The organism is Nocardia sp. BMG51109 (assembly GCF_000526215.1).
Taxonomy (GTDB): Bacteria; Actinomycetota; Actinomycetes; order Mycobacteriales; family Mycobacteriaceae; genus Nocardia.
Window position 1 is genome coordinate 3,547,942 of record NZ_JAFQ01000004.1, and the last position, 24,587, is coordinate 3,572,528.

Here is a 24,587-nt window from a genome sequence, read left to right on the forward strand (position 1 = left end):
GATATGCCCTGCTCGCCCGGTGCGCGGCCGTCACCGGAACGACCTTCGATAGGCCAGCTCCGTGCGGGCGGCGGCGGAGACCGGCGGCAGGGCGAGGATGTGGGCGACGGCGCGGGCCGGGTCGAGCCGCACGTAATTGGTTTGACCCCAGTGGTATTCCTCGCCGCTGACCTCGTCGAGGACCACCGGATGGTCGTGCCATTCGCGGCCGATCGCGGGGAGGTCCAGCGAGATCATGCCCTGCTCCGGGCCGAACGGGTTCAGGTTCACCACGATCAGCACCGCGTCGCCGGTGGTGGGGTCGACCTTCGAGTACGCCAGCAGGGCGTCGTTGTCGGTGTGGTGAAAGGCGATGCAGCGCAGCTGTTGTAGCGCCGGGTGCGCGCGGCGTATCTCGTTGAGCCGGGTCAGCCACGGCTGCAACGACTCTCCGCGCGCGGCGGCGTCGGCGAAGTGGCGCGGGCGCAGCTGGTACTTCTCCGAGTCCAGATATTCCTCGCTGCCCGGCCGCACCGCCTGATGCTCGAACAGCTCGAAACCGGAATACACCCCCCAGGCCGGCGCCAGCGTCGCGGCCAGCACCGCCCGGATCGCGAACATGCCCGGCCCGCCGTGCTGCAGGCTTTCGTGCAGGATGTCGGGCGTATTGACGAACAGGTTGGGCCGCGCCTCGTCGGCCTTGGCGGCCAGCTCCCGGCCGAACTCGGCCAGCTCGTCTTTGCCGGTGCGCCAGGTGAAATAGGTGTAGGACTGGCCGAATCCGCGCCGCGCCAGCCCGTACAGCCGGGCCGGGCGGGTGAACGCCTCGGACAGGAAGATCACGTCCGGGTCGGTCCGGCGTACCTGCGCGAGCAGCCACTCCCAGAAGTCGGCGGGCTTGGTGTGCGGGTTGTCGACGCGAAAGAGCGTGACGCCCAGCGAGATCCAATGCCGTACCACCCGCAGCACCTCGGCGTACAGGCCGTCCGGGTCGTTGTCGAAGTCGATCGGATAGATGTCCTGGTACTTCTTGGGCGGGTTCTCGGCGTAGGCGATGGTGCCGTCCGGCAGGGTGGTGAACCACTCCGGATGATCGCGCACCCACGGATGGTCGGGGGCGCACTGCAGCGCCAGATCCAGCGCCACCTCCAGGTCGAGACGGTGTGCGGACTCGACGAATTCGGCGAAATCCCGCTCGGTGCCGAGCAGGGGGTGGATGGCGTCGTGGCCGCCCTCGTCGGAGCCGATCGCCCACGGCGAACCGACGTCGTCCGGTTCGGCGGTCAGGGAGTTGTTGCGCCCCTTGCGATTCACGGTGCCGATCGGATGGATCGGCGGCAGGTACACCACGTCGAACCCCATGGCGGCGATCCGCGGCAGTTCCTCGGCGGCGGTGGCGAAGGTGCCGTGCACCGGCGCACCGCCGGCGTCCCGGCCGCCGGTCGATCGCGGGAAGAACTCGTACCACGCGCCGTACAGCGCCCGCCGGCGCTCCACGTGCACCGCGTGCTGCGGTCCGCGGGTGACGAGTTCGCGCAGCGGCGTCTCGCGCAGGATGTCGCCGACCTCGGCGCTGAAGGCGGGAGCCACCCGGGCGGGCAGCTGCCCGTCGCCGCGCAGCGCGTCCGCCGCCGTCCGCAGCCGTTCCCACTGCCTCTTCGGCACCTGCTGCGCCGCCCGGTCGAACAGCCGCGCGCCGAGCTCGAGGTCGTTGGCGAGATCCGCGGCGCTCTGCCCGACGGCGAGCTTCGCCTCCACCGCGGCCCGCCAGGTCGCGATCGGGTCGCGCCAGCCCTCGATGCGGTAGGTCCACGAACCCGGCTCGTCCGGGGTGAACACGGCGTTGAACACGTCCGGCTCGTAGTCGGGGGACATCCGGATCCGCCGCGTGCGGGTGCCGCGCACGGCCAGTGTCGCGGCCACCGCGTCGTGCCCCTCGCACCACACGACGGCCCGTACCGGAAACACCTCGCCCACCACGGCTTTGGCCGGGCGGCCGCCGGGGAGGGCCGGGGCCGTGTCATCGATGGCGATGCGACCGGTCACGAGACAACCGTACCGGCACCCCGGACGCGGGCCCGGCAGTCGCGGCGGACGGGTGTGCGGAGGGCCGATCGTTCGCACCCGGTCTGGCAAGAATTCGCCGCGTGTGGAAACCTGTCCGGCGGTAGTCCGAAGCGGAGGATCCCTCCGTTAGTTCCGAGCCACGAGCGACGCTGGAGGAGATTCACAGATGGCTGGTACGCAGGGCATTTCGGTCGACGTAACGACGCCGGACGGGATCGCCGACGCCTATGTAGCGTATCCGGACGATGGTGCGCGCCATCCGGGGGTGCTGTTCTATATGGATGCCTTCGGTCTGCGGCCGGCCCTGCGAGGCATGGTCGACCGTCTCGCCGGCCACGGCTACACGGTGCTGGCGCCGAACGTGCTCTACCGGCACGGACGCTCGCCGGTGGTCGATGTGCCGGAATTCATCGACATGGGGGAGCGGCCCGAGATTTTGAAGCAGCTGATGCCGATGATCCTCGAGCTGACCCCCGACCTGGTGCTCCGCGATGCCGACGCCTACCTGGCCTGGCTGACGGCGTTCGAGAAGACCGCGGACGGCCCGATGGGCACCACCGGTTACTGCCTGGGCGGCGGGCTGTCGCTGCGCACGGCCGCCGGATTCCCCGAGCTCGTCGGCGCCGCCGCCGGATTCCACACCGGCGGGCTCGCCACCGACAGCCCCGACAGCCCGCACCTGGTGGTCGGAAATGTCGCGGCGGAAGTGTATTTCGGCCACGCCGACGAGGACCCCTCGCTGCCGCCGGAGCAGATCGACGGCTTCGAGAAGGCGCTCACCGCCGCCGGCGTCCGCCACCGCTGCGAGGTCTACCCCGGCGCCGCGCACGGCTACACCCAGTCCGACACCAGCAGCTACGACGAGCCGGCCGCCGAGCGGCACTGGCGGGAACTGGTGGCGCTGCTGGACCGGAACCTGGCCGCCGGGTGACCGGAGGCCGGTGCGACCGGCGCCGGTGAGGCCGTGGCGTCGGTCGTCCGGGCGGCACCGGGACACGGGTGTCCGCAGGTCAGGGGCGCCATCCGCTGCTCTTGCGCGGCCGGCGGCCGTGTAGGGTTCGATCGGTGAAGGCAATGCGTCGGTTCACGGTTCGAGCCCATCTGCCCGAACGGCTGTCCGCGCTCGCCGGACTGGCGGCGAATCTGCGGTGGTCGTGGCATCCGCCGACGCAGGATCTGTTCGCGCGGCTGGACCCGGCCCGCTGGCGCGAGGTCGGGCACGATCCGGTGCGCATGCTGGGCGAGGTGCCTGCCGCCCGGCTCGACGAGTTGGCCGCCGACGCGGCCTATGTGCGGGCGGTGGATGCCGCCGACGCGGATCTGCGCGAGTATCTGACCCGCCCGCGCTGGTTCCAGCGCCGGCCGGCCGAGAATCCGCCGCGGGCCATCGCGTACTTCTCGATGGAGTTCGGCGTCACCGAGGTGCTGCCGAACTATTCGGGCGGGCTCGGGATTCTGGCCGGCGACCACCTGAAGGCGGCCTCCGATCTCGGGCTGCCGCTCATCGGCGTCGGACTGCTGTACCGATCCGGATACTTCCGGCAGTCGCTGACCGGCGACGGCTGGCAACTCGAGCACTATCCGGATCTGGATCCGCAGGGCCTGCCGCTGCGGTTGCTGACCGACGGCGCCGGCGCGGCGGGCGCCCCCGTGCTGATCCACGTACCGATGCCCGAGGGCCGGGTGCTGCGGGCGCGGGTGTGGATCGCACAGGTGGGCCGGATTCCGTTGCTGCTGTTGGATTCCGACATCGCCGACAACGATCCCGAACTGCGGGCGGTGACCGACCGGCTGTACGGCGGCGACCAGGACCATCGCATCAAGCAGGAGATCCTGGCCGGTATCGGCGGGGTGCGGGCGGTGCGGGCCTACACGCACGCGCACGGCCTCCCGGATCCGGACGTGTTCCACATGAACGAGGGGCACGCCGGATTCCTCGGCATCGAGCGGATTCGCGAGTTCATGTCCGGCGGAATGGATTTCGATGCCGCCCTGGCCGCGGTCCGGGCCGGAACGGTATTCACCACGCACACCCCGGTCCCCGCGGGCATCGACCGGTTCGCGGGTGCCCTGATCCGCCGGTACTTCGGCGGCGCGCACGGTGAGCGCGAATCTCCGCTGCTGCCCGGCGTTTCCGTCGATCGCATCGTGGCGCTGGGCCGGGAGGCCGACCCGTCGGTGTTCAACATGGCCCACCTCGGCCTGCGGCTCGCCCAGCGCGCCAACGGCGTCTCGCGGCTGCACGGCGAGGTGAGCCGCGCCATGTTCGCGCCGCTGTGGCCCGGATTCGACGCGGCCGAGGTGCCGATCGGCTCGGTCACCAACGGCGTGCACGCGCCCACCTGGGCCGCCCGCGAGTGGATCGACGCCGCGACGGACGCCGAAGTGGCGGGCCGCGAAACGACGGAGGTTTTCGCGAGCGCCGTGAATCCGGGGGGTGCCGCGGGAGATGCGGCGTGCGCGACAGGTTCCGGCGCGGCCGGGCGGCCGGTCGCGAGCGGCACCGAGAGCGCTGGGGGCCGGGCGGGTTCGGTGATGGCGTCTGGAAGCACTGCGGCAGAAGGTGATTCGGCGGTTCACGCGGCCACCGGAAGCGCCGATCCGGAGGTCGCTCGGGGACTCGCCGGCACGGAACCCGCGGTGGACGAGGCGCGCGGCTGGGAGCGGCTGCGCGATGTCGATCTGCGGGAGCTGTGGGCCACGCGGAATGCGTTGCGCGGCAGCCTTGTCGACGAGGTGCGCCGCCGGCTGCGGGCGTCCTGGCTGGAACGCGGCGCCGCGCCCGCCGAATTGGCCTGGGTGGACGAGGTTTTCGATCCGGCCGTGCTGACCGTCGGCTTCGCCCGCCGGGTGCCGACCTACAAGCGGCTGACCCTGATGCTGCGCGACCCGGACCGGTTGCGGGCGCTGCTGCTCGATCCGGAGCGCCCGGTGCAGCTGGTGGTGGCGGGCAAGAGCCACCCGGCCGACGACGGCGGCAAGGCGCTGATCCAGCAGGTGGTCCGCTTCGCGGACGATCCGGCCGTGCGGCATCGCATCGTATTCCTGCCCGACTACGACATGTCGATGGCGCGCTACCTGTACTGGGGATGCGATGTCTGGCTGAACAATCCGCTGCGCCCGCTCGAGGCGTGCGGTACCTCCGGAATGAAGGCCGCGCTCAACGGCGCGCTGAACCTGTCGATCCGCGACGGCTGGTGGGACGAGATGTACGACGGCGAGAACGGCTGGGCGATCCCCACCGCCGACGGCGTCCGCGACGACCACCGCCGCGACGATCTGGAGGCGACCGCCCTCTACGAAATGCTGGAACGCTCCGTGCTGCCGCACTTCTACCGCCGCGATCCCGACGGCCTGCCGGTGCACTGGATGGAGATGGTCCGCCACACCCTGCAAACCCTGGGGCCGAAGGTGCTCGCCTCCCGCATGGTGCGCGACTACGTCGTCGACTACTACCTCCCCGCCGCGCACGCGTATTCCGCGGTGGCACGGGACGATTTCGCGGGAGCCAGGGAGCTTGCCGAGTATCGCCGCCGGGTGGAGGCGGCCTGGCCGCAGGTGCAGGTGATCCAGGTCGACAGCGCCGGCCTGCCCGATATCCCGGTGATCGGCGCGGAGCTGTCGCTGCGGGCCCGCCTCGCCCTCGGCGAACTGGCGCCGACGGAGGTGCAGGTGCAGGCGGTCCTGGGCCGGGTGTCGCAGGACGACGAGCTGTCCGATGTCATGACGGTCGACATGACCCATGCCGCAACGGATTCCGGTGTCGAGGTGTTCACCGTGGACACCCCGGTACCGCTGTCGGGTGCGGTCGGCTACACGGTGCGGGTGCTGCCGCGGCACCGGCTGCTGGCGACCCCCGCCGAATGGGGGCTGATTTCCACGCCCAGCCCATAGGAACACCCAGCCCATAGGAACACCCAGCCCATAGGAACAGCCTGCCCATAGGAACAGCCTGCCCATAGGAAATCGGCTAGAGATTCTTAAGCGGTGGCGCGCATGCTATTGGCATGGCGGAAAAGGACGCACTCTCAGCGCATGTCGTTGACGCACCGGTGGGCACACCGGCGCTCGACATTGTCATTTCCGCGCCGTCGTACGGCCATCCGTTGGTGCTGATGTCGATGACGCCCGAGGTCGTCGTCGACGGAGTGGTCGCGGCGCGCGGCTGGGGCCGGTGGATCGTACCGGTGGGCCCGGGAGCCCACAGCGTCGTCGTGTACGTGAACCGGTTCGGCGAGTTCCAGTACCCCGCTCAGCTGGAGGTCGAGGTTCCGGCCGCGGCCAGAGCAACGGTGTACTACCGGCTTCCGGCTCTCCGGCACTGCTCGGCGGCCATCGGGACGACGCCGCAGCGGTCCGCCGGCGCCGGGGCGATGGCGATCCTGCTCCTGCTGCCGGTCGTCATGGCCGTCGCCGGACTGGCGCTCGTCGTGCTGCTGCTGATCGCCGTGGCCTGATCGGCCTGTTCTCCGTGGCCCCACCGGAGGCGCCGGATCAGCGCGCCTGAATCAGGGTGCGCTTGAGGATCTTTCCGGTGGGGTTGCGGGGCAGGGCGTCGAGGAAGTGGACGTCACGGGGCACCGAGAAGCGGCCCAGGCGGTTGCGGACGTACGCCCGGATCATGTCCGGATCCAGCCCGGAGCCCTCGCGCTTGACGACGAAAGCCGCCAGGCGCTGGCCGAATTCGCGGTCCGGGACGCCGACCACCGCCACCTCGCTCACCTGCGGCAGGTTCGACAGCGCCTCCTCGACCGGGCGCGGGAAGACGTTCTCGCCGCCGGAGATGATCATCTCGTCGTCGCGGCCGGCGACGAACAGCCGCCCGGAGGCGTCGAGATATCCGACGTCGCCGGTGTCGAGCATGCCGTCGGCCTCGGCCGGCGGCGCCGCGTCGGTGTACCCGTCGAAGAGCATGTGGTTGCCGACGAAGATGCGTCCCGTCGCGCCGACCGGCACCGGCCGCGCATCGGGCCCCAGCACGGCCACCTTCGTGCCGAGTGGTGGCCGTCCGGCGGTGGTCGGGGAGATGCGCAGGTCGCCCGGATCGGCGATGGTCGCCCACGACACCTCGGTCGATCCGTAGACGTTGTAGAGGACCTCGCCGAACCGTTCGGTGAACCGCAGCACGGTCGCCCCCGGCAACGGCGCCCCGCAACTGGCCACCACCCGGAGGCTCGAGGTGTCGTAGCGGGCGAGCACGGCATCGGGCAGGTCCAGGATCCGATTCACCATGATCGGCACCACGATCAGCGAGGTGACCCGGTGCTCGGTGATCAGCCGCAGGCAGTCCTCGGCGTCGAACCGCTCCGACAGCACCACCGATGCCCGGAGCGGGGTGCTGATCTGCAGCGCCGCCAGACCCCAGGTGTGGAACAGCGGCGCCGGAATCAGCATGATCTCGTTCATCTGCAACGGGATTCGCGACAGCAGCGCCGCCACCGTGGCGAAGCCCTTCGGGTGCGGCCGGCGCGCGCCCTTCGGGGTGCCGGTGGTGCCCGAGGTCAGCACGATCAGCCCGCCCGGCCGCGGGGGCTTGACGAAACTTCCACGCGCCGCGGCGATCAGGTCGTCGACGGTGGCGCGGCCGGGCTGCGCCGGGTCGGCGAAGGTGGCGTAGCGGGGGATGTCCGGTGGCAGCAGGCCGGCCGGCTCGTCGAGTTCCGGATCGACGAATACCGCGGCCAGCTCGTGCCGTTCGGCGATCTCCGCGATCGGCCCGGCCGCGAGCCCGGTGTTGAGCAGCACCACCTCGACACCGAGTTTGCCTGCCGCGACCATGATTTCGACCATCTCGGCGTGATTGCGCGACAGCACCCCGATCGCCTCGCCGGGGCGAAGGTCGAGATCGGCCAGTCCGCTCGCCAGAGCGTGTGTGCGCTCGTGGATTTCGGCGAAGGTGTGCATGCCCTGATCGTCGATCACGGCCGGGCGGTGCGGGTCGTAGGCGGCCGCCGCCGCATAACCACCCGCCAGATTGAAACCCCATTTCGCCAGGCGCCCGAACTGTTTCACCCCGCGGTCGAGACGGTAGCTGCGCACGACGCCCGTCGCGACCATCTGCCGGGCGACGTCGGTCTGCAGCCGCATCGGCGAATCCTCGCCGTTGACCACCACCGATGTGGCCGAGCCGTTCACCAGGTCGGCCAGCCGCCGCAGCGCGGACTGGGTCCAGTCGGCCACCGCCGCGTTCGTCAGCGTCGCCAGGAGCGGATGCACCCGCATCGGGGCGAAATAGGTGACGTTGACCCGGGTCCGCTCGTCGTCGCCGCGTAGTCGCACCGCGGCGAAGCAGCCCTGTCCGGGGCACTGGAGTTCGAGGAACTCCGGGGCCTTGGTCGGGGTCAGGCTGACGTCGACGGCCGTGATCTCGGCATCGCCGCCACCGAGCCGCATCCGTAACAGCAGCGTGCGGCCGTCGTAGTCGAGCTGTTCGCAGGCGCCGACGCCCGGGAACATCCGGGTGTAGGTCTCGGGCTCCAGGAGCAGACCCCATATGGCATGACGGGCGGCCGGCAGATCTGCGGCGGCCTCGACGATTTCGGTAACCAACTGCTTGCACTTCTCGCTCGGCCGGTTCGACAGCTCGGTTCGGCGGATAACGCATTTGTAACGGCAGTCACACCACAGGTCAAGGAGCTTCATATTGCAGGTGAATTCCTCGTTAAATTGCGGGTAGATTGCGTGTGACTTGCCGTCACGCCTCGGCTCTGGTGGGCCGGATTGCCGCTGGATAGCGAGTGCCGGAATGGCGATGCGCGTGTCGCGACAGATACGGTGCCCTGGGCATTCCCGTTCCGTCCCGAGGGTGGAGACATCACGATGAGTACCGACGTGCAGCAGCGACCGCCGGGTCGTCTCGACTCCTACTTCGGGGTCTCCAGGCTGGGGTCGACCTATCGGCGCGAGATCATGGCCGGCACCGTGACATTCCTGGCGATGTCCTATGTCCTCGCGGTGAATCCGACGGTCCTCGGCGACCGCGGCGATCTCGGCCCGCTCGGCATTCCGACGCAGGCGGTGTTCACCGCGACGGCCGTCGCCGCGGTATTCGGCACGCTGGTCATGGGCCTGTGGGCGCGCTATCCGGTCGCGCTCGCGCCGGGGATGGGGCTCAACGCGTTCTTCGCCTACTCGGTGGTGCTCGGGATGGGAATTCCGTGGCAGGAGGCGCTGTCGGGCACCTTCCTGTCGGGCGTGATCTTCTTCGTGCTGGCGGTGACGAAGGTGCGCGAGAAGATCATCGACGCCATTCCCATGCAGATGAAGCTGGCCGTCGGCGCCGGGATCGGCATGTTCGTGGCGTTTCTCGGCCTGAAGAACGCCGGCATCGTGGTCGCCAGCGAGGACACCCTCGTGCACCTGGGCGATTTCACCAAGGGCAGTACGCTGCTGGCGCTGTTCGGCCTGGTGGTGACCGTGGTCTTCCTGGTGCTGCGCTGGCACGGCGCGGTGCTCTACGGCATCGTCGCCACCACCGTCGTCGGCATCGTGAGCGGGCTGGTGAAGCTCCCGGACGCGGTGGTCGCCATGCCGCACGGGCTCGATCAGACCTTCGGGCAGGCCATCGTGCACGTTCACCGGGCAGATGGCGATCGTCGTGCTCACCATGCTGTTCGTCGACTTCTTCGACGCCTCGGGCACGCTGATCGGGATCGCCAACCAGGCCGGCCTGCTCGGCCCGGACGGCAAGCTGCCGCGGGCGGCCCAGGCGCTGGCCGCGGATTCGGTGGGCACCACCGCCGGTGCCATCATCGGCACGTCCACCACCACCGCCTATGTCGAATCGACCGCCGGTGTCAGCGCGGGCGGGCGCACGGGCGTGACGGCCGTGGCCACCGCGGTGTGGTTCCTGATCGCGATGTTCTTCTTCCCGCTGTTCGCCGTCGTGGCCGGGGCGCCCGCCGTGACCGCGCCCGCGCTCGTCGTCGTCGGCGTGCTGATGGCCCGCGCCCTGGGTGAAATCGAGTGGAACAGACTGGAATACGCGATTCCGGCGTTCATCACCGTGACCATGATGCCGCTGACCTACTCGATCGCCAACGGCATCGCGCTGGGGCTGCTGTTCTACCCGGTGGTGATGACGGCCCGCGGGCGAGTTCGCGAGGTGCACTGGGTGATGTGGGTGCTGATGGCGGTGTTCCTCGGATATTTCTTCTTCTTGGCCGAATAGTTCTCGGCGGCGGCCTCGTCCTACGGAATAAGGGTTGAACCGGAGAGGGTTGTGACCCGTGAACGAACCGGACCAGAGTCCGGTTTGCTTGCTTCAACTAACGAGATGAGGACGCTATGACCGCCCCCACTACCGACTCCACCGCGCTCGATCGACGCCCCGGTGGCGACGTCACCGGGGTCGATATCGGCCTGCTGCTATTTCGCCTGTTCTTCGGCGGGCTGCTGTTCGCGCACGGCGCGCAGAAGCTGTTCGGCTGGTTCAACGGACCCGGCATGGACGCGACCAATGCCAGTTTCGACCAGATGGGCTACAACCCCGGCAAGTTCTTCGGCACCCTGGCCGGGCTGAGCGAACTCGTCGGTGGCGGACTGCTTTTCCTGGGCCTGCTCACACCACTGGCGGGGGCGATCGTGCTGGGCACCATGCTCAATGCGATCAACGCGACCTGGCACAGCGGCCTGTTCGGCGGTATGCAAGGGCCCGGTTACGAGATGGCGCTGCTGTTCGGCGTCGTCGGAGCGGCCATCGCCTTCACCGGACCGGGCCGGATCTCGCTCGACGCCGGTCGGCCGTGGCAGCGGCAGGGTCTCGTCTGGGGTGCGGCCGCGGTCGTTCTCGCGGTCGTCGCGGGCGTCGTCACCCTGATCCTCAAATGGTCACTGTGAAACCGGCCCGCACGCCGGGCCGCTGATCGAAAGATTATGGTGCCCCCGCACCGCATGCAGGGCTTGGTGCGGGGGCGTCCGATACGACCGATGGGGAATTGGGGGTCATCGGAGTACCGAGGACCAAGTTAGTTCCGGACAGAAGTTCGGTCCAAGGATCTGAGGGTAAATTCACAGCTTCGTGATGTTTAGCCGCTGGTCGGTGTCGGCGCCGTCCCGGTGAGGCGCTGGAGCGCCTTGGTCACCACCTCCGGATCGGAGGTCTCCCAGTACGGCGGCAACGACGCGCGCAGGTAGGTGCCGTAGCGCGCGGTCGCCAGGCGGGAATCCAGGATCGCCACGACGCCGCGGTCGTCGGTGCTGCGCAGCAGGCGCCCGGTGCCCTGGGCGAGGAGCAGCGCCGCATGGTTGGCCGCGATCGCCATGAATCCGTTGCCGCCCCGCGATTCCACCGCCCGCTGGCGCGCGACCAGCAGCGGATCGTCCGGCCGGGGAAACGGGATGCGGTCCAGAATCACCAGGCTCAGCGACGGGCCCGGCACGTCGACGCCCTGCCACAGCGACAGCGTGCCGAACAGCGACGTCTCCGGGTCCTCGTCGAAGCGGCGGACCAGCGCGCCGGTGGCGTCGTCGCCCTGGCACAGCACCGGTGTGTCGAGCCGGCCGCGGAGCGCCTCGGTGGCGGCCTTGGCCGCGCGCATCGAGGAGAACAGGCCGAGGGTGCGGCCGCCCGCCGCGCGGATCAGCCGTTCGATCTCGTCCAGGTACGCCGGCGACAGGCCGTCGCGGCCGGGCGGCGGGAGATGCTTGGCGACATACAGGATTCCGGACTTGGCGTGGTCGAACGGGGAGCCGACATCCAGCGAGTTCCACCGGATCGCACCGGAATCCGAGGGCGCCTCGGCGCCGTTGGCCAGCGCCGGGTCGGGGCCGCGCTCGGGGGTGTCGGCGCCGTGCTCCGCCCGGTCGGCCGACTGCGGCGGGAGGCCCCAGGTGACGGCCAGCCCGTCGAACGAGCCGCCGACCTGCAACGTGGCCGAGGTGAGCAGCACCGTCGCGGTGCCGAACAATCGGCTGCGCAGCAATCCGCCCACCGACAGCGGGGCCATGTGCAGCGAGCGGCGGGCGACGCCGCGCACCTCGTCGGCGGACAGCCAGATCACATCCCGCCGGGCCGCCGGATCGGGCTCGTCGAACGTCGTGAGCGCGCGGACCGCCGAATCGTGCACCTCCTCGACCGCGGCGACCGCCTGGTTGCGTGCCGCGGCCGCCTCCGGATCGCCCTGCGGCGCACTCGAACCCGGCGGCGCCAGTGCGGTGCGGCAATTCCACGCCGCGTCGCGGATCAGCGCCAGGACCGAGGACGCGCCGCCGGGCAGCGTGTCCCAGCGGCCCGCCGGTAGCTCCTCGAGCAGATCGTGCCAGGACTCGGCGGCGCCCTCGAGCCGGTCGGTCTCCTGCTCGTCGACGAGCTTGGCGCAGCGCTTGGCCGCGGCCGAGATCGTGGCGGTGGACAGTTCCGCGGTGGCCACGCCGGTGACCCGGTCCACCAGCTCGTGCGCCTCGTCGATGACGACCACGTCGTGCTCGGGCAGCACCTGGATGCCGCTGATGGCGTCGATGGCCAGCAGGGCGTGGTTGGTGACCACCACGTCGGCCTGGCCGGATTCGCTGCGGGCCCGCTCGGCGAAGCAGTCGGCGCCGAACGGGCAGCGCGACTTGCCCAGGCATTCCCGGGCGGAGACGCTGACCTGCCGCCACGCCCGGTCGCTGACGCCGGGGGCCAGCTCGTCGCGGTCGCCGGTCTCGGTGTCGGAGGCCCATTCGTTGAGCCGCTGCACCTCGCGGCCGAGCCGGGAGATGGCGAACGCGTCGAACAGTTCGGCGTCGGCGGGCTCGTCGGGGATCACGCTGTTGATCTTGTTCAGGCACAGATAGTTGTTGCGGCCCTTGAGGATCGCGAAGCGGGCGTGCCGCCCGAGCGGCTTCTCCAGCGCGTCGGCCAGGCGGGGCAGATCGCGATCGACCAGCTGCCGCTGCAGCGCGATGGTCGCCGTCGACACCACCACCGTGCGACCGGACTGCACCGCGTGCCGCAGGCTCGGTATCAGATAGGCCAGCGACTTGCCGGTGCCGGTGCCGGCCTGCACCGCCAGGTGCTCCTTCGTGTCGATGGAGTGTGCGACCGCCGCCGCCATCGTCTGCTGACCCTTGCGCGGGGTGCCGCCGAGCGCCTCGACGGCGGTCGCCAGCAGGGTGGGGACGGGCGGCAGTTCGGGCACCCAGGCAGAGTACTGCGCCGGTCCGACAGAAGGACGGTCACCCGCTGGACACCCGGTAATCCGTTCGCGCTCACCCCCGTTCGGTCACGGCCGGGCGTGGTCGCCGGGTTGTGGACCGAGGTCGCCCGCCGGCTCGCCGAGCACTACGGAATGCCCGACACCACCACCGAGTACGGCCGGCTCGTCGCGGCGGCGGATCGTCTGGTCCGGGCGCGTCGTCTGCTCGGCGACGATGCCGGCGGGCTGATCGCGCCGGCGAGCTGAGGTACCCCTTGACCTGGAGCGTGCTCCAGCTTCTAGCGTTGTCGGTATGCGATTCGCGTTCAAGACCTCGCCGCAGGAGACGACCTGGGGCGACATGCTGGCCGTCTGGCAGGCCGCCGATGACATCGAGATCTACGAGTCCGGGTGGACCTTCGATCACTTCTATCCGATCTTCTCCGACCCCACCGGGCCGTGCATGGAGGGCTGGACCACGCTGACCGCGCTCGCGCAGGCCACCGAGCGGCTGCGGCTCGGCACGATGGTGACCGGTGTGCACTACCGGCATCCCGCCGTGCTGGCCAATATGGCCGCCACCCTCGACATCATTTCCGGCGGCCGGCTCGAACTGGGCATCGGCGCGGGCTGGAACGAGGAGGAGTCCGGCGCCTACGGGATCCCGCTCGGCAGCATCACCGAACGCCTCGACAGGTTCGAGGAGGCCTGCCAGGTGCTCATCGGCCTGTTGAGCCGGGAGACAACGGATTTCGACGGCAAGTTCTATCAACTCACCGGCGCCCGCAACGAGCCCAAGGGTCCGCAGCGCCCGCACCCTCCGATCTGCATCGGCGGCAACGGCGAGAAGCGCACGCTGCGCATCACGGCTCGCTACGCCCAGCACTGGAACTTCGTCACCGGAACCGTCGAGGAGTTCGCCCGCAAGCGCGACGTGCTGGCCGCACACTGCGCCGATATCGGCCGCGATCCGAAGGAGATCACCCTGTCGGCCCAGAAGCGCTTCGACCCCCAGGGCGGTTACGGCGAAGTGGTCGACTGGGCGGCCGCACTGGGCGCCGAGGGCCTGGAACTCGCGATCATCTACCTGCCGCCCCCGCACGACCCGGCCGTGCTGGAGCCGTTGGCCGAGGCCATCCGGGACTCCGGACTCGCGTCCTGAGCCGCGTCCCCGCGCTCAGGGTGGAGTAGTTCGTCGGCCTCAGCTCTCCAGTTCGCCGGCGAGTTCTACTCCGGCATCGCGCATCCGGCGGAGGGCCTCGGTGGCGGTGTCGAGGGACACGGCGGCGGTGAGGCCCAGGAGGACCCGGGTGCCGAAGCCGGCGGAGCGGGCGTCCAGGGCGGTGGCGCGGACGCAATGGTCGGTGGCCAGGCCGCAGACGTCGACGGTGTCGATGTCGTTGGCGCGCAGCCAGTCCGCGAGGGGAGTGCCGTCGGTGGCGGTGCCCTCGAAGCCCGAGTAGGCGGCGGTGTATTCACCCTTCGAGAAGATCTCCTCGATCGGTGCGAGGTTCAGGTTCGGGTGGAACTCCGCGCCGGGTGTGCCCACCCGGCAGTGCGGCGGCCAGGTGCCCACGTAGTCGGGGTGCTCCGAGAAGTGCGCTCCGGGATCGATGTGATGGTCGCGGGTCGCCACGATCGCGTCGTAATCCGAGACGCCGAGATAGTCGCTGATCCGATCGGCCACCGCGGCACCGCCGGAGACGGCCAGGGAGCCGCCCTCGCAGAAATCGTTCTGCACGTCGACGACGATGAGTGCTCTGGTCATTGGCTGTGCCCCTCGGTTTCGTGACGGTGGCGTACGCGGTCCCTCGCGATCCGGCGACACCGGTGTAGGGCAGACCCGGACCGGCGGTCGGTGTCGTCTGCCCTGTTCTCATTGTAGGAAGGTCGTCGGAATCGCCGGGTCGCCGTCCGACAGCTTCAGGCCCTCCCACGGCAGGCTCACCCGGCCACGGGCCACCAGGTCGCGGCCGTCCTGCAGGGTGGGCTGTCCGTCCACCACCCGGCCCTTGCGGACCAGCGGAACCAGCAGGTCGCGGACCTCGTGGCCGTCGATCTCGGGTCGGTCCGCGCCGGCCGGATACACGACCTCCTCCACGATCGTCCCGGTTCGCCGGGCCAGCCGCAGCGCCCGCTTGGTGCCGCCGCGCGACTCCTTGTGGCTGCTGCGCTTGGCCACCGGCACGCCGTCCACCTCCACCAGCTTGTAGACCATGCCGGCGGTCGGCGCGCCGGAGCCGGTCACCAGCGAGGTACCGACGCCGTACGCGTCGACCGGTTCGGCGCGCAGCCCGGCGATCGAGTACTCGTCAAGATCCCCCGACACCACGATGCGCGTCCCGGTCGCCCCGAGCCCGTCCAGCTGGTCGCGCACCTGCCGTGCCAGCACGCCGAGATCACCGGAATCGATGCGCACCCCGCCCAGTTCGGGCCCGGCCACCTCGATCGCGGTGGCCACCCCCTGCGTGATGTCGAAGGTGTCCACCAGCAGCGTGGTGCCGACGCCCAGCGTCCGCACCTGGCTGCGGAACGCCGCCGCCTCGTGCTGACCGTCCGTGCCGCTGTGCAGCAGCGTGAACGCGTGGGCGCTGGTGCCCGCGCCGGGAATGCCGTAGCGCCGCACCGCCTCCAGATTCGAGGTGGCGTCGAATCCGGCCAGGTAGGCGGCGCGGGCACTGGCCGGGGCGGCCCATTCGTGGGTGCGCCGCGAGCCCATCTCGATCAGCCGCCGCCCGGCCGCCGCGCTGACCATGCGCGCCGCGGCCGAGGCAACGGCGCTGTCGTGGTTGAGGATCGAGAGAGCGAGCGTCTCCAGCACGACGCATTCGGCGAAGCTGCCCCGCACGGACAGCAGCGGCGAGCCGGGGAAATACAGCTCGCCCTCGCGGTAGCCGTCGATATCGCCGGTGAAGCGGTATTCGCGCAGCCAGTCCAGCGTGCGATCGTCCAGGAACCCGGCGGCGATCGCGAGCTCGGATTCACCGAACCGGAACCCGGTCAACGCCTCGAGCAACCGGCCGGTACCCGCGAGGACCCCGTAGCGCCGGCCGTGCGGTAATCGCCTGGCGAATACCTCGAAGGTGCACCGGCGCCGTGCCGAACCGTCGGCCAGCGCGGCCGCCAGCATGGTCAGCTCGTACTGGTCGGTCAGCAGCGCGGTGCCCGCGGGCGGGAGCGTGGTGTCCACGCCGTCACTGTAGCCAGCCGACCCGCTCGGACCGGCTCCGGACATCGGCGCCGGAAGGGGACAAAACGTCTACCTGCGGGTGTTGTTTATACGTAGCCGAGTCGTACCCTAAGGGCTATGGGTCTGTGCATGATGGACGCTGTCCGGGTCGCCGCCGGTCCGGTCGGCGCGAACGTGACCGCGACGAGCGCACCGGCCCCGGAGGCGGCAGCGGGCGCAGCCACGCCGCACCTCGGGAGCGTTGCCGTCGTGAAACTGTCGGCGCCGCAGGCGACCCCGGAAGCCGTCGAGTACACCGAGATCCTGGAGGCCGAGGACCGGCCCTGGGTCACGGTGGTCTGGGACGATCCGGTGAACCTGATGCACTACGTCACCTATATTTTCCAGAAGCTGTTCGGCTACAGCAAAGCCAAGGCAACCGAGCTGATGCTCAAGGTGCACAACGAGGGCAAGGCGGTGGTGTCCTCCGGTTCCCGCGACAAGATGGAGCACGACGTCCAGCGACTGCACGCGGCCGGGCTTTGGGCGACCATGCAGCGGGACGACTGACCCGGACGACTACCGTAGCCTCGTGCGCAAGTGGAGCAGGAAGAACTCGCTGGGCGGGCTCAAGCTGCGGTCCGAGATGGACGCACGGGAGGCGGAGGTGCTGCGCTCCCTGGTGGGAGCGGTGACCGGCCTGCTGAGCGACCGGGCGCAGTCGGCGCCCGAGGACGATCTCGCCGCACTCACCGGGCTACGCAGCGGCAACACCATCCCGCCCGACGACCCGCGGCTGGCCCGATTACTTCCCGATTTCCATCGATCCGAACCGGGTTCCCCCGACGCCGACCGCGCCGGGCTCAACAGCGCGCTGCGCGGGTTGCACGAACCGGAGATCATCGAGGCCAAGGTGGCCGCGGGCACCGTGGTGCTGGACACCCTGCCCGCCGAGGGCGGCAAGATCGTGCTCACCCCCGAGCAGGCCGATGCCTGGCTGACCGCCCTCAACGACGTCCGGCTGGCGCTGGGCACCGCGCTCGGCATCGAAAACGACACGCCCGACCAGCTCGACCCCAATGATCCGCGCGCCCCGCACCTGGACGTCTACCACTGGCTCACCTGGATGCAGGACTCGCTGCTGCAGGCCCTCATCTCCTGATCGTTTCCGGATGGCAGGGCGATTTCGGACGGCCGGGAATAGGTGCATATTCTGGGCCGTTGACGACAGCGGTTCGACCTGTGGTCGAGCGCGTCGGACGCAGAACGGAAGGATTTGTCGACTGTGCTGGTGATCAGGGCCGACCTCGTGGACGCGATGGTGGCGCACGCGCGCACCGATCACCCCGACGAGGCCTGCGGCATCATCGCCGGGCCGGAGGGATCCGACCGCCCCGAGCGGTACGTGGCGATGATCAATGCCGAACGCTCGCCGACGTTCTACCGCTTCGACTCCGGTGAGCAGCTGCGGGTGTGGCGCGAGATGGACGATCGGGACGAGGAGCCGGTGGTCGTCTACCACTCGCACACCGCGACCGAGGCGTATCCGAGCCGCACCGATATCTCGTACGCCTCCGAACCGAACGCGCACTACGTGCTGGTCTCCACCCGCGATCCGGAGCGGCACGAACTGCGCAGCTACCGGATCGTCGACGGTGTGGTCACCGAGGAGCCGGTGCGGATCGTGCCCGAGTACTCCGGGGCGGCCGGCCCGGGCGCGCAGGTGAGCGAGGAGAGTCCCGCGTCGACGCCGGTCGCCGAGGGCTGAGCCGTCCGACCGGAAAACGCCGTCCCCGACCAGGAAGAGCTAAGGAGCACCCATGTCGGTAACCGTGTCCATCCCGACCATCATGCGCACCCTCACCGGGGGTGAGAAGCGGGTGCAGGCCACCGGCGGCACCCTCGCCGCAGTGATCGACGATCTCGACGGCAACTACGCCGGCCTGAAGGAGCGACTGCTCACCGACGGCAAGCTGAACCGCTACGTCAACATCTACGTCGACGACGAGGACGTGCGGTTCGCCGGCGGACTGGAGGCCGAGGTGCCCGCCGACGGCACCGTGACCATCCTGCCCGCCGTCGCCGGAGGCTCGTCGAACACAGCCGGAGGCTCGTCGGATACAGCCGGAGGCTCGTCGGACACTGCCGGAGGTATGTCCGGCACCGCTCGCGGGCTCCGCTGATTCCGTGGCGCGCTACGAATCCCTGATCGAGACGCTCGGCAATACGCCGCTGGTCGGCCTGCGCCGGCTCTCGCCGCGGTGGGACGGCGACGGCCACGTGCGGCTGTGGGCGAAGCTCGAGGACCGCAACCCGACCGGGTCGATCAAGGACCGGCCGGCCCTGCGGATGATCGAGCAGGCCGAGGCGGACGGAACGTTGCGGCCCGGCTGCACGATCCTCGAACCGACCAGCGGCAACACCGGGATCTCACTGGCCATGGCGGCCAAGCTGAAGGGCTACCGGCTGGTCTGCGTGATGCCGGAGAACACCTCGGTGGAGCGGCGGCAGCTGCTGACCATGTTCGGCGCGGAGATCATCGACTCGCCGGCGGCGGGCGGCTCGAATCAGGCAGTGGCGCAGGCGAAGCGGATCGCGGCCGAGAACCCGGACTGGGTGATGCTGTACCAGTACGGCAATGCCGCGAACGCGCTCGCGCACTACGAGGGCACCGGCCCGGAGCTGGCGGCGGATCTGCCGGAGATCACGCATTTCGTGGCGGGTCTCGGGACCACCGGAACGCTGATGGGCACCGGGCGTTACCTGCGCGAGAAGGTGCCCTCGATCGAGATCGTCGCCGCCGAGCCGCGGTACGGCGAACTCGTCTATGGATTGCGCAATCTCGACGAGGGATTCGTGCCGGAACTCTACGACGAGTCGGTGCTGACCTCGCGGTTCTCCGTCGGCCCCTACGACGCGGTGCGGCGCACCCGGGAACTGGTGTCCGAGGAGGGAATCTTCGCCGGCATCTCGACCGGCGCGATCCTGCACGCGGCGCTGGGCGTGGGGAACAAGGCGCTGAAGGCGGGCAAGCGGGCGGATATCGCGTTCGTGGTCGCCGACGGCGGGTGGAAGTACCTGTCCACCGGCGCGTACGAGGGCACCCTCGAGGAGGCCGAGGAAAAGCTCGACGGCCAGCTGTGGGCCTAGGCGGTCGGCTGTGGGCCCGGTGCTCGGCGCGAGTCGGTCGTGTGCCCGGCGAGTCGGCCGCGGTGACCGGCGCCGGTACTCTCGGAGATGCGGAGTCCGGTTCGAGCGCGAGCCGAGTGCGCCCCCGGGTTTCCGCGAGGAGGTGATGGCGGTGACCGCCGGCATGGGTTCGTCGTTCGATCCGGATCGGATCGCCGCGCTGCGCGGCGGGCCGGGGAAATCCCCGGCGCCGCGGCCGGGCTCGTCGCCGGCGCTGAAGTTGTTGTGGCAGCGGGCAATCGGGCTGACACTCGGATTCGTCGCCCTGCTGTACGCCATCGAGGGCATCGATACCCTCAGCGGTGACCGGTTACAGAGCGAAGGGGTGCGGCCACGCAGCGCCGACGGCCTGATCGGCATCGCGTTCGGGCCGCTGCTGCACGGCGACTGGGCGCACCTGATGGGCAATACCGTTCCGGTGATCGTGCTCGGTCTGCTGACGTTGCTGACCGGTATCGGCCGCGGGCTGGCCGCCACCGCGATCGTCTGGGTGGTCGGCGAAGCGGGTACGTGGCTCACCGGTGAGCCCGGCTCGGTGCACGTGGGCGCCTCGGTGCTCGTATTCGGCTGGCTGACCTACCTGATCTCCCGCGGATTCTTCGCGCGCAATGTCTGGCAGATACTGATCGGCCTGGTCGTGGGGTTGCTGTACGGCTCGATCCTGTGGGGAGTGCTGCCCGGACAGCCCGGAATCTCTTGGCAAGGACATCTTTTCGGGGCGGTGGGTGGACTGATTGCCGGCTGGGTACTCTCTGGGGATGAACGTCGTCGTCGCCGCGGGGATAGTGTCGGCCGCTCCGCGTCGCCGAGGTGATCGCGGAGCCCGGCCGGTGGTTTGGGGGACCCCCTCGTGAGTGAAGATGCAGCGTGGCAGCATGGGGGAATGCGCCTCACCGTCCTCGGGTGTTCGGGCAGTGTGTCCGGCCCGGATTCCCCGGCGTCGGGGTATTTGCTCACCGGCCCCGATATGACGCCGACGGTGGTCGATTTCGGTCCCGGCGTCCTGGGTGCACTGCAGCGGTACCAGGATCCCGGTGAGGTGAATATCTTCCTCACCCATCTGCACGCCGATCACTGCCTGGATATGCCGGGCCTGCTGGTGTGGCGGCGCTACCACCCGAATCCCCCGAGCGGACGGGCGATCGTGCGCGGGCCGTCGGATGCTTCGGTGCGGGTCGGCAACGCCTCGGCCGAGATCGGCGGCGAATGCGACGACTGGTCCGACGTCATCGATATGCGGCCGTGGGTGGAGGGCGAGACGGTGTCGTTCGGCCCCGGGTACACAGCGCTGGCCCGGCGCATGTATCACCCGCCGGAATCCTACGGCCTGCGGTTGACCACGCCGGCCGGCCGCACCCTGGTGTACACCGGCGACACCGCGCTCTGCCCGGCGGTTTTCGAACTCGCGCGGGGTGCCGACATTCTGCTGTCGGAGGCCTCCTGGACGCACGATCCGGCCAATCGCCCGCCGGGCATCCATCTTTCGGGCACCGAGGCGGGGCAGATCGCGGCCGAGGCGGGCGTCGGAGAGCTGCTGCTGACGCATATCCCGCCGTGGACCGCGCGGGAGGATGTCATCGCGGAGGCCAAGGAACAGTTCAGCGGTCCCGTGCACGCGGTGTCTCCGGGCGAGGTCATCGACATCTGAGTACCCCGTAGTCCGCCGGTGTGAGGGGGGTGCGGATCTGTCGGGGCTCACCACTAGGCTGCTCGATGTGTCGAGACGAGCCGATGGCAGGGCGGACGACGAACTCCGCGAGGCAAGGATCACCCGGGGGTTCACCACGCATCCCGCGGGTTCGGTACTGGTGGAATTCGGGCAGACGCGGGTGATGTGCACCGCCAGCGTCACCGAGGGCGTGCCACCGTGGCGGCGGGATTCCGGATTGGGCTGGCTGACAGCCGAATACGCGATGCTGCCCGCGGCGACCCACACCCGCAGCGGCCGGGAGTCGGTGAAGGGCAAGGTCGGTGGCCGCACCCAGGAGATCAGCCGGCTGGTCGGCCGCTCGCTGCGCGCGTGCATCGACCTGGCCGCGATCGGTGAGAACACCATCGCCATCGACTGCGATGTCCTGCAGGCCGACGGCGGCACCCGCACCGCGGCCGTCACCGGCGCGTACGTGGCGCTGGCCGACGCGGTCACCTATCTGGGCGCGGCCGGGCAACTGGCCGACCCGCAGCCGATCTCGTGCATGATCGCCGCGGTCAGCGTGGGCGTGGTCGACGGCCGGGTGCGGCTGGACCTGCCCTACGAGGAGGATTCGCGCGCCGAGGTCGACATGAACGTGGTGGCCACCGACACCGGCACGCTGGTGGAGATCCAGGGCACCGGTGAGGGCGCCACCTTCCCGCGCTCCACCCTGGACAAGCTGCTGGATTCCGCGCTGGCCGGTTGCGAGCAGCTGTTCGCCGTGCAGAAGGAGGCGCTGGCGCAGCCGTATCCGGGGGTCCTGCCGGAGCCGGGGAAGAAGAAATGAGCGCGCGGCGGGTCCTGGTCGCCAGCCGCAACGCCAAGAAGCTCGACGAGCTGCGCCGCATCCTGTCCGAGGCCGGGATCGAGGGACTGGAGATCGTCGGCCTGAACGAGGTGCCGCCCTACGAGGAGGCGCCGGAGACGGGCGCGACCTTCGAGGAGAACGCGCTGGCCAAGGCTCGCGACGGTGCGGCGGCCACCGGATTGGCCTGTGTCGCAGACGATTCCGGGATCGCCGTGGATGCGCTCAACGGTATGCCGGGGGTGCTGTCGGCGCGCTGGTCGGGTCGTCACGGTGACGACGCGGCCAATAACGAGCTGCTGCTGGGCCAGCTCTCCGATGTTCCCGACGAGCGCCGCGGCGCGCGCTTCGTCTCGGCCTGTGCGCTGGTCGCCGACGGTCGCGAGGCGGTCGTCGTCGGCGAATGGCCCGGCGCGGTCATTCGAAAGCCGGTCGGCGACAACGGCTTCGGCTACGATCCACTGTTCGTTCCGGACGGCGGCACCCGCACCGCCGCTCAGCTCACCGCCGCCGAGAAGGACGCCGACTCGCACCGCGGCCGTGCGCTCCGTGCCCTCCTGCCCGCGCTGGCGGACCTCGCGGAGTAGCCGGGCGCGCTCAGAGGTTGTACTGCTCCTTGACCTGGCGGGTGCGGTAGTGCTCGCAGACGAAGGAGAGGAAGGGGATGGTGCCGGCCAGCGCCGTGATCACGGTGGTGGCGGGCTTCCAGCGGGTCTTGATCGCCAGGTCGATGGTGAACACCAGGTACAGCATGTAGAAGATGCCGTGGACCTGGCCGATGTAGAACAGCCAGTGTGGCGCCTCGCTGCTGTCGTCGAGGAGCAGATATTTGTAGACCATCTCGCCGCACAGGATGAGCAGCCAGACACCGGTGATGTAGGCCAGCACCCGGTAGCGGGTCAGGCCGGACCGGATGCGCGCGGTGTTCGCGCCCGCGGGGCGGGGCGCGGCGGCGGCCGGGGTGGTCTCGGTGGAGTTGTCGGCGGCGCTCAACCGGCGCTCCTCTCGGATGATGCGATCGATGATGGGGCTGGAAACGGCATGCCGGGCAGGCCGGTGGTGCCGACGTTCACCGCGTGCTCCGCTCGACGTCGCGGTCGGTGAGCCCGGCGGTGCGCAACTGCTGTCGCAGGTCCTGCTCGTTCAATTCGGCGAGGTACTTGTTGTACTCGGCGAGGACCGGATCGTCGTCGCGCGGCGCGGCCGGCCGCTCCGGCAGGATTCCGGCCGGAATCTCGCGCGGCGCAACGGGTTTGGTGCTCCTCGGAGTCTGGGCCGCCGGGTCGGATGCCTCGTCGGCGGTTGTCTCGGCCGCATCGGATTCGCGCTCCAGCCGCACGAACCGGAAGTAGGCGAACACCACGAATCCGGCGAACAGCGGCCACTGCAGCGCGTAGCCGAGATTCTGCGCGGTACCGCTCGAGGATTCGAATCGGCCCCATTGCCACCAGCCGAGCGCGAGGCAGACCAGCGCGGCGACGAGCACCAGGATGATCAAGGCCGGGCGGCGGTACGGAGCGGACACGCCTACCACGGTACCCGTCTACTACACGATACGTAGGGGCAGGCTCCCGGAGTCACCGCCCCGTCGGCGCCGCTAGAACTTGTACGTGACGTCGGTCAGCCGCTCGGACTCCTCCCACAGCCGCCGCCATACCTCGCGGTCCTTCGACAGCGTGCTCGACGGCGCGGGCCGCACCGGGCCCCGCGAGCCGAACAGCCAGGTCGGGCCCCAGTAGACGGCCGGATCGGCGTCGGGCATGGTGGCGGCGAACAGGCTGGACTCGGCGGCCTTGGCCGGGGAATGCCCGACCAGCGCGATGAACGGCTTGGACACCTTGTCCAGCGGTGTCTCGGTGCGCGCGAACAGGTCGGTGGCGGAGACGCCGGGGTGGACCGCGTAGGACCGCTTGCTCGACCCCGACTCGGTCAGCCGGCGCTGCAGTTCGCGGGCGAACATCAGATTCGACAGCTTGGCCTGGGAGTAGGCCGGATTGCGCTGGTACTTGCGATGTTCGTAGTTCAGGTCGTCGGTCCGGAGCTTCGAGATCTGGTTGTGCGCGATACTCGACAGCGTCACCACCCGGTCGCGGAGCCGGTCGAGAAGCAGGCCGGTCAGCGCGAAATGGCCGAGATGGTTGACGCCCCACTGGGTTTCGAAGCCGTCCTCGGTGCGGGAGAACGGGACGTACATCAGGCCCGCGTTGTTGATCAGCACATCGATCTCACCGGTGCGGTCGGCGAAATCGCGGATCGAGGCGAGGTCTGCCAGGTCCAGTGCGGAGACTCGGACGTCACCGTCGATGCGGTCGGCGACCCGCTGCGCCGCGTCGGTGTTGCGGCAGGCCATGATCACGGTACCGCCCTTGCCGGCCAGCGCCCTGGTGGTCTGCTTGCCGATACCCCCGTTGGCTCCGGTGATCACGAACGTCCGCCCGGACTGGTCCGGAATGTCGCTGGGATTCCACGCCATGGTCGAGACCTCACTGCCTACCGTGTACGAGAAGCGTCGGTGCATTCTCTCACGCCGACCTTACTTCAGAGTAAGTTCCCGGGCAGAAAGGTGCC

23 protein-coding genes and 2 pseudogenes are annotated in these 24,587 nt (G+C 69.8%); 17 read left to right on the top strand and 8 right to left on the bottom strand.

The features are described 5' to 3' along the window. Window positions 1-30: 30 nt before the first annotated feature. Window positions 31-2,025 (bottom strand): alpha-1,4-glucan--maltose-1-phosphate maltosyltransferase, encoded by a 1,995-nt coding sequence (locus D892_RS0117655; protein WP_024802517.1) that lies wholly within the window; start codon window positions 2,023-2,025, stop codon window positions 31-33. Between the two features lie 187 nt (window positions 2,026-2,212). Between D892_RS0117655 and D892_RS0117660 the strand changes: the two genes are divergently transcribed. The 3 genes from D892_RS0117660 to D892_RS43755 all read left to right on the top strand — a co-directional run bounded on the left by D892_RS0117660 (window position 2,213) and on the right by D892_RS43755 (window position 6,503). Then, on the top strand, window positions 2,213-2,977 hold the full coding sequence (locus D892_RS0117660; protein ID WP_024802518.1) for a dienelactone hydrolase family protein: 765 nt from the start codon (window positions 2,213-2,215) through the stop codon (window positions 2,975-2,977). Between the two features lie 134 nt (window positions 2,978-3,111). Then, the gene (glgP, locus tag D892_RS48580; protein ID WP_024802519.1) at window positions 3,112-5,940 is read left to right on the top strand and encodes an alpha-glucan family phosphorylase; all 2,829 of its coding nucleotides are present in this window, start codon (window positions 3,112-3,114) and stop codon (window positions 5,938-5,940) included. Between the two features lie 113 nt (window positions 5,941-6,053). After that, complete coding sequence (locus D892_RS43755; RefSeq protein ID WP_156959549.1) at window positions 6,054-6,503, top strand: hypothetical protein; 450 nt, start codon at window positions 6,054-6,056, stop codon at window positions 6,501-6,503. 37 nt (window positions 6,504-6,540) lie between these two features. On the opposite strand, the gene D892_RS0117675 is transcribed toward D892_RS43755, so the two are convergent. After that, the gene (locus D892_RS0117675) at window positions 6,541-8,502 is read right to left on the bottom strand and encodes an AMP-binding protein (protein ID WP_232236350.1); all 1,962 of its coding nucleotides are present in this window, start codon (window positions 8,500-8,502) and stop codon (window positions 6,541-6,543) included. Between the two features lie 480 nt (window positions 8,503-8,982). On the opposite strand from D892_RS0117675, the pseudogene D892_RS49390 reads away from it, so the two are divergent. From D892_RS49390 to D892_RS0117685, 3 genes and pseudogenes are all read left to right on the top strand, one after another. After that, window positions 8,983-9,522: pseudogene (locus D892_RS49390) on the top strand (solute carrier family 23 protein); the annotation flags it as partial. Window positions 9,523-9,652: 130 nt separating this feature from the next. Further along, complete coding sequence (locus tag D892_RS49395; protein WP_304413529.1) at window positions 9,653-10,216, top strand: NCS2 family permease; 564 nt, start codon at window positions 9,653-9,655, stop codon at window positions 10,214-10,216. A 116-nt stretch (window positions 10,217-10,332) separates the two neighbouring features. Further along, a complete protein-coding gene (locus D892_RS0117685) occupies window positions 10,333-10,884 on the top strand; it encodes a DoxX family protein (RefSeq protein WP_024802522.1) in 552 nt (183 codons plus the stop codon). A gap of 188 nt (window positions 10,885-11,072) precedes the next feature. On the opposite strand, the gene D892_RS0117690 is transcribed toward D892_RS0117685, so the two are convergent. Further along, window positions 11,073-13,166: an ATP-dependent DNA helicase gene (locus tag D892_RS0117690; RefSeq protein ID WP_024802523.1), complete on the bottom strand. Its 2,094-nt coding sequence runs from the start codon at window positions 13,164-13,166 to the stop codon at window positions 11,073-11,075. 96 nt (window positions 13,167-13,262) lie between these two features. Here D892_RS0117690 and D892_RS46730 point away from each other — a divergent pair, with 96 nt between their 5' ends. Both D892_RS46730 and D892_RS0117700 read left to right on the top strand, forming a co-directional pair. Beyond that, window positions 13,263-13,430 carry a hypothetical protein gene (locus tag D892_RS46730; RefSeq protein ID WP_156959550.1) on the top strand — a complete coding sequence of 56 codons (168 nt, stop codon included), beginning with the start codon at window positions 13,263-13,265 and terminating at the stop codon, window positions 13,428-13,430. A 46-nt stretch (window positions 13,431-13,476) separates the two neighbouring features. Beyond that, window positions 13,477-14,325, top strand: a complete 849-nt coding sequence (locus D892_RS0117700; RefSeq protein WP_024802524.1) for an LLM class F420-dependent oxidoreductase — start codon at window positions 13,477-13,479, stop codon at window positions 14,323-14,325. Between the two features lie 39 nt (window positions 14,326-14,364). On the opposite strand, the gene D892_RS0117705 is transcribed toward D892_RS0117700, so the two are convergent. Beyond that, window positions 14,365-14,931 (bottom strand): nicotinamidase, encoded by a 567-nt coding sequence (locus tag D892_RS0117705; protein ID WP_024802525.1) that lies wholly within the window; start codon window positions 14,929-14,931, stop codon window positions 14,365-14,367. Window positions 14,932-15,039: 108 nt separating this feature from the next. Next, window positions 15,040-16,398: a nicotinate phosphoribosyltransferase gene (locus D892_RS0117710; protein ID WP_084161103.1), complete on the bottom strand. Its 1,359-nt coding sequence runs from the start codon at window positions 16,396-16,398 to the stop codon at window positions 15,040-15,042. 87 nt (window positions 16,399-16,485) lie between these two features. Here D892_RS0117710 and clpS point away from each other — a divergent pair, with 87 nt between their 5' ends. The 9 genes and pseudogenes from clpS to D892_RS0117755 all read left to right on the top strand — a co-directional run bounded on the left by clpS (window position 16,486) and on the right by D892_RS0117755 (window position 22,606). Continuing rightward, a complete protein-coding gene (gene clpS / locus D892_RS41390) occupies window positions 16,486-16,902 on the top strand; it encodes an ATP-dependent Clp protease adapter ClpS (protein ID WP_369801827.1) in 417 nt (138 codons plus the stop codon). Window positions 16,903-16,924: 22 nt separating this feature from the next. After that, a complete protein-coding gene (locus D892_RS0117720; RefSeq protein WP_024802528.1) occupies window positions 16,925-17,494 on the top strand; it encodes a DUF2017 domain-containing protein in 570 nt (189 codons plus the stop codon). 123 nt (window positions 17,495-17,617) lie between these two features. Next, window positions 17,618-18,100 (top strand): Mov34/MPN/PAD-1 family protein, encoded by a 483-nt coding sequence (locus D892_RS0117725; RefSeq protein WP_024802529.1) that lies wholly within the window; start codon window positions 17,618-17,620, stop codon window positions 18,098-18,100. A gap of 52 nt (window positions 18,101-18,152) precedes the next feature. After that, a pseudogene (locus tag D892_RS41395) lies at window positions 18,153-18,422 on the top strand (MoaD/ThiS family protein); the annotation flags it as partial. Between the two features lie 97 nt (window positions 18,423-18,519). Next, window positions 18,520-19,482, top strand: coding sequence for a PLP-dependent cysteine synthase family protein (locus tag D892_RS0117735; RefSeq protein ID WP_024802531.1), 963 nt, complete (start codon window positions 18,520-18,522; stop codon window positions 19,480-19,482). A 145-nt stretch (window positions 19,483-19,627) separates the two neighbouring features. Beyond that, window positions 19,628-20,335, top strand: coding sequence for a rhomboid family intramembrane serine protease (locus D892_RS0117740; protein ID WP_232236103.1), 708 nt, complete (start codon window positions 19,628-19,630; stop codon window positions 20,333-20,335). Window positions 20,336-20,404: 69 nt separating this feature from the next. Continuing rightward, entirely contained in the window at window positions 20,405-21,169 is a 765-nt protein-coding gene (locus D892_RS0117745) for a cyclic nucleotide-degrading phosphodiesterase (RefSeq protein ID WP_036567169.1), read from the top strand. Window positions 21,170-21,236: 67 nt separating this feature from the next. Next, the gene (gene rph, locus D892_RS0117750) at window positions 21,237-22,001 is read left to right on the top strand and encodes a ribonuclease PH (RefSeq protein WP_024802534.1); all 765 of its coding nucleotides are present in this window, start codon (window positions 21,237-21,239) and stop codon (window positions 21,999-22,001) included. Next, the gene (locus D892_RS0117755) at window positions 21,998-22,606 is read left to right on the top strand and encodes a non-canonical purine NTP pyrophosphatase (RefSeq protein WP_024802535.1); all 609 of its coding nucleotides are present in this window, start codon (window positions 21,998-22,000) and stop codon (window positions 22,604-22,606) included. Before rph ends, D892_RS0117755 begins: the two co-directional genes overlap by 4 nt. Before the next feature lie 10 nt (window positions 22,607-22,616). Here D892_RS0117755 and D892_RS41400 read toward each other — a convergent pair whose 3' ends face one another. From D892_RS41400 to D892_RS0117770, 3 genes are all read right to left on the bottom strand, one after another. Beyond that, window positions 22,617-23,012, bottom strand: coding sequence for a DUF3817 domain-containing protein (locus D892_RS41400; RefSeq protein ID WP_024802536.1), 396 nt, complete (start codon window positions 23,010-23,012; stop codon window positions 22,617-22,619). Between the two features lie 76 nt (window positions 23,013-23,088). After that, window positions 23,089-23,544, bottom strand: a complete 456-nt coding sequence (locus tag D892_RS0117765) for a glucitol operon activator (protein ID WP_024802537.1) — start codon at window positions 23,542-23,544, stop codon at window positions 23,089-23,091. Between the two features lie 72 nt (window positions 23,545-23,616). Further along, window positions 23,617-24,492: an oxidoreductase gene (locus tag D892_RS0117770; protein WP_024802538.1), complete on the bottom strand. Its 876-nt coding sequence runs from the start codon at window positions 24,490-24,492 to the stop codon at window positions 23,617-23,619. Window positions 24,493-24,587 lie beyond the last annotated feature (95 nt).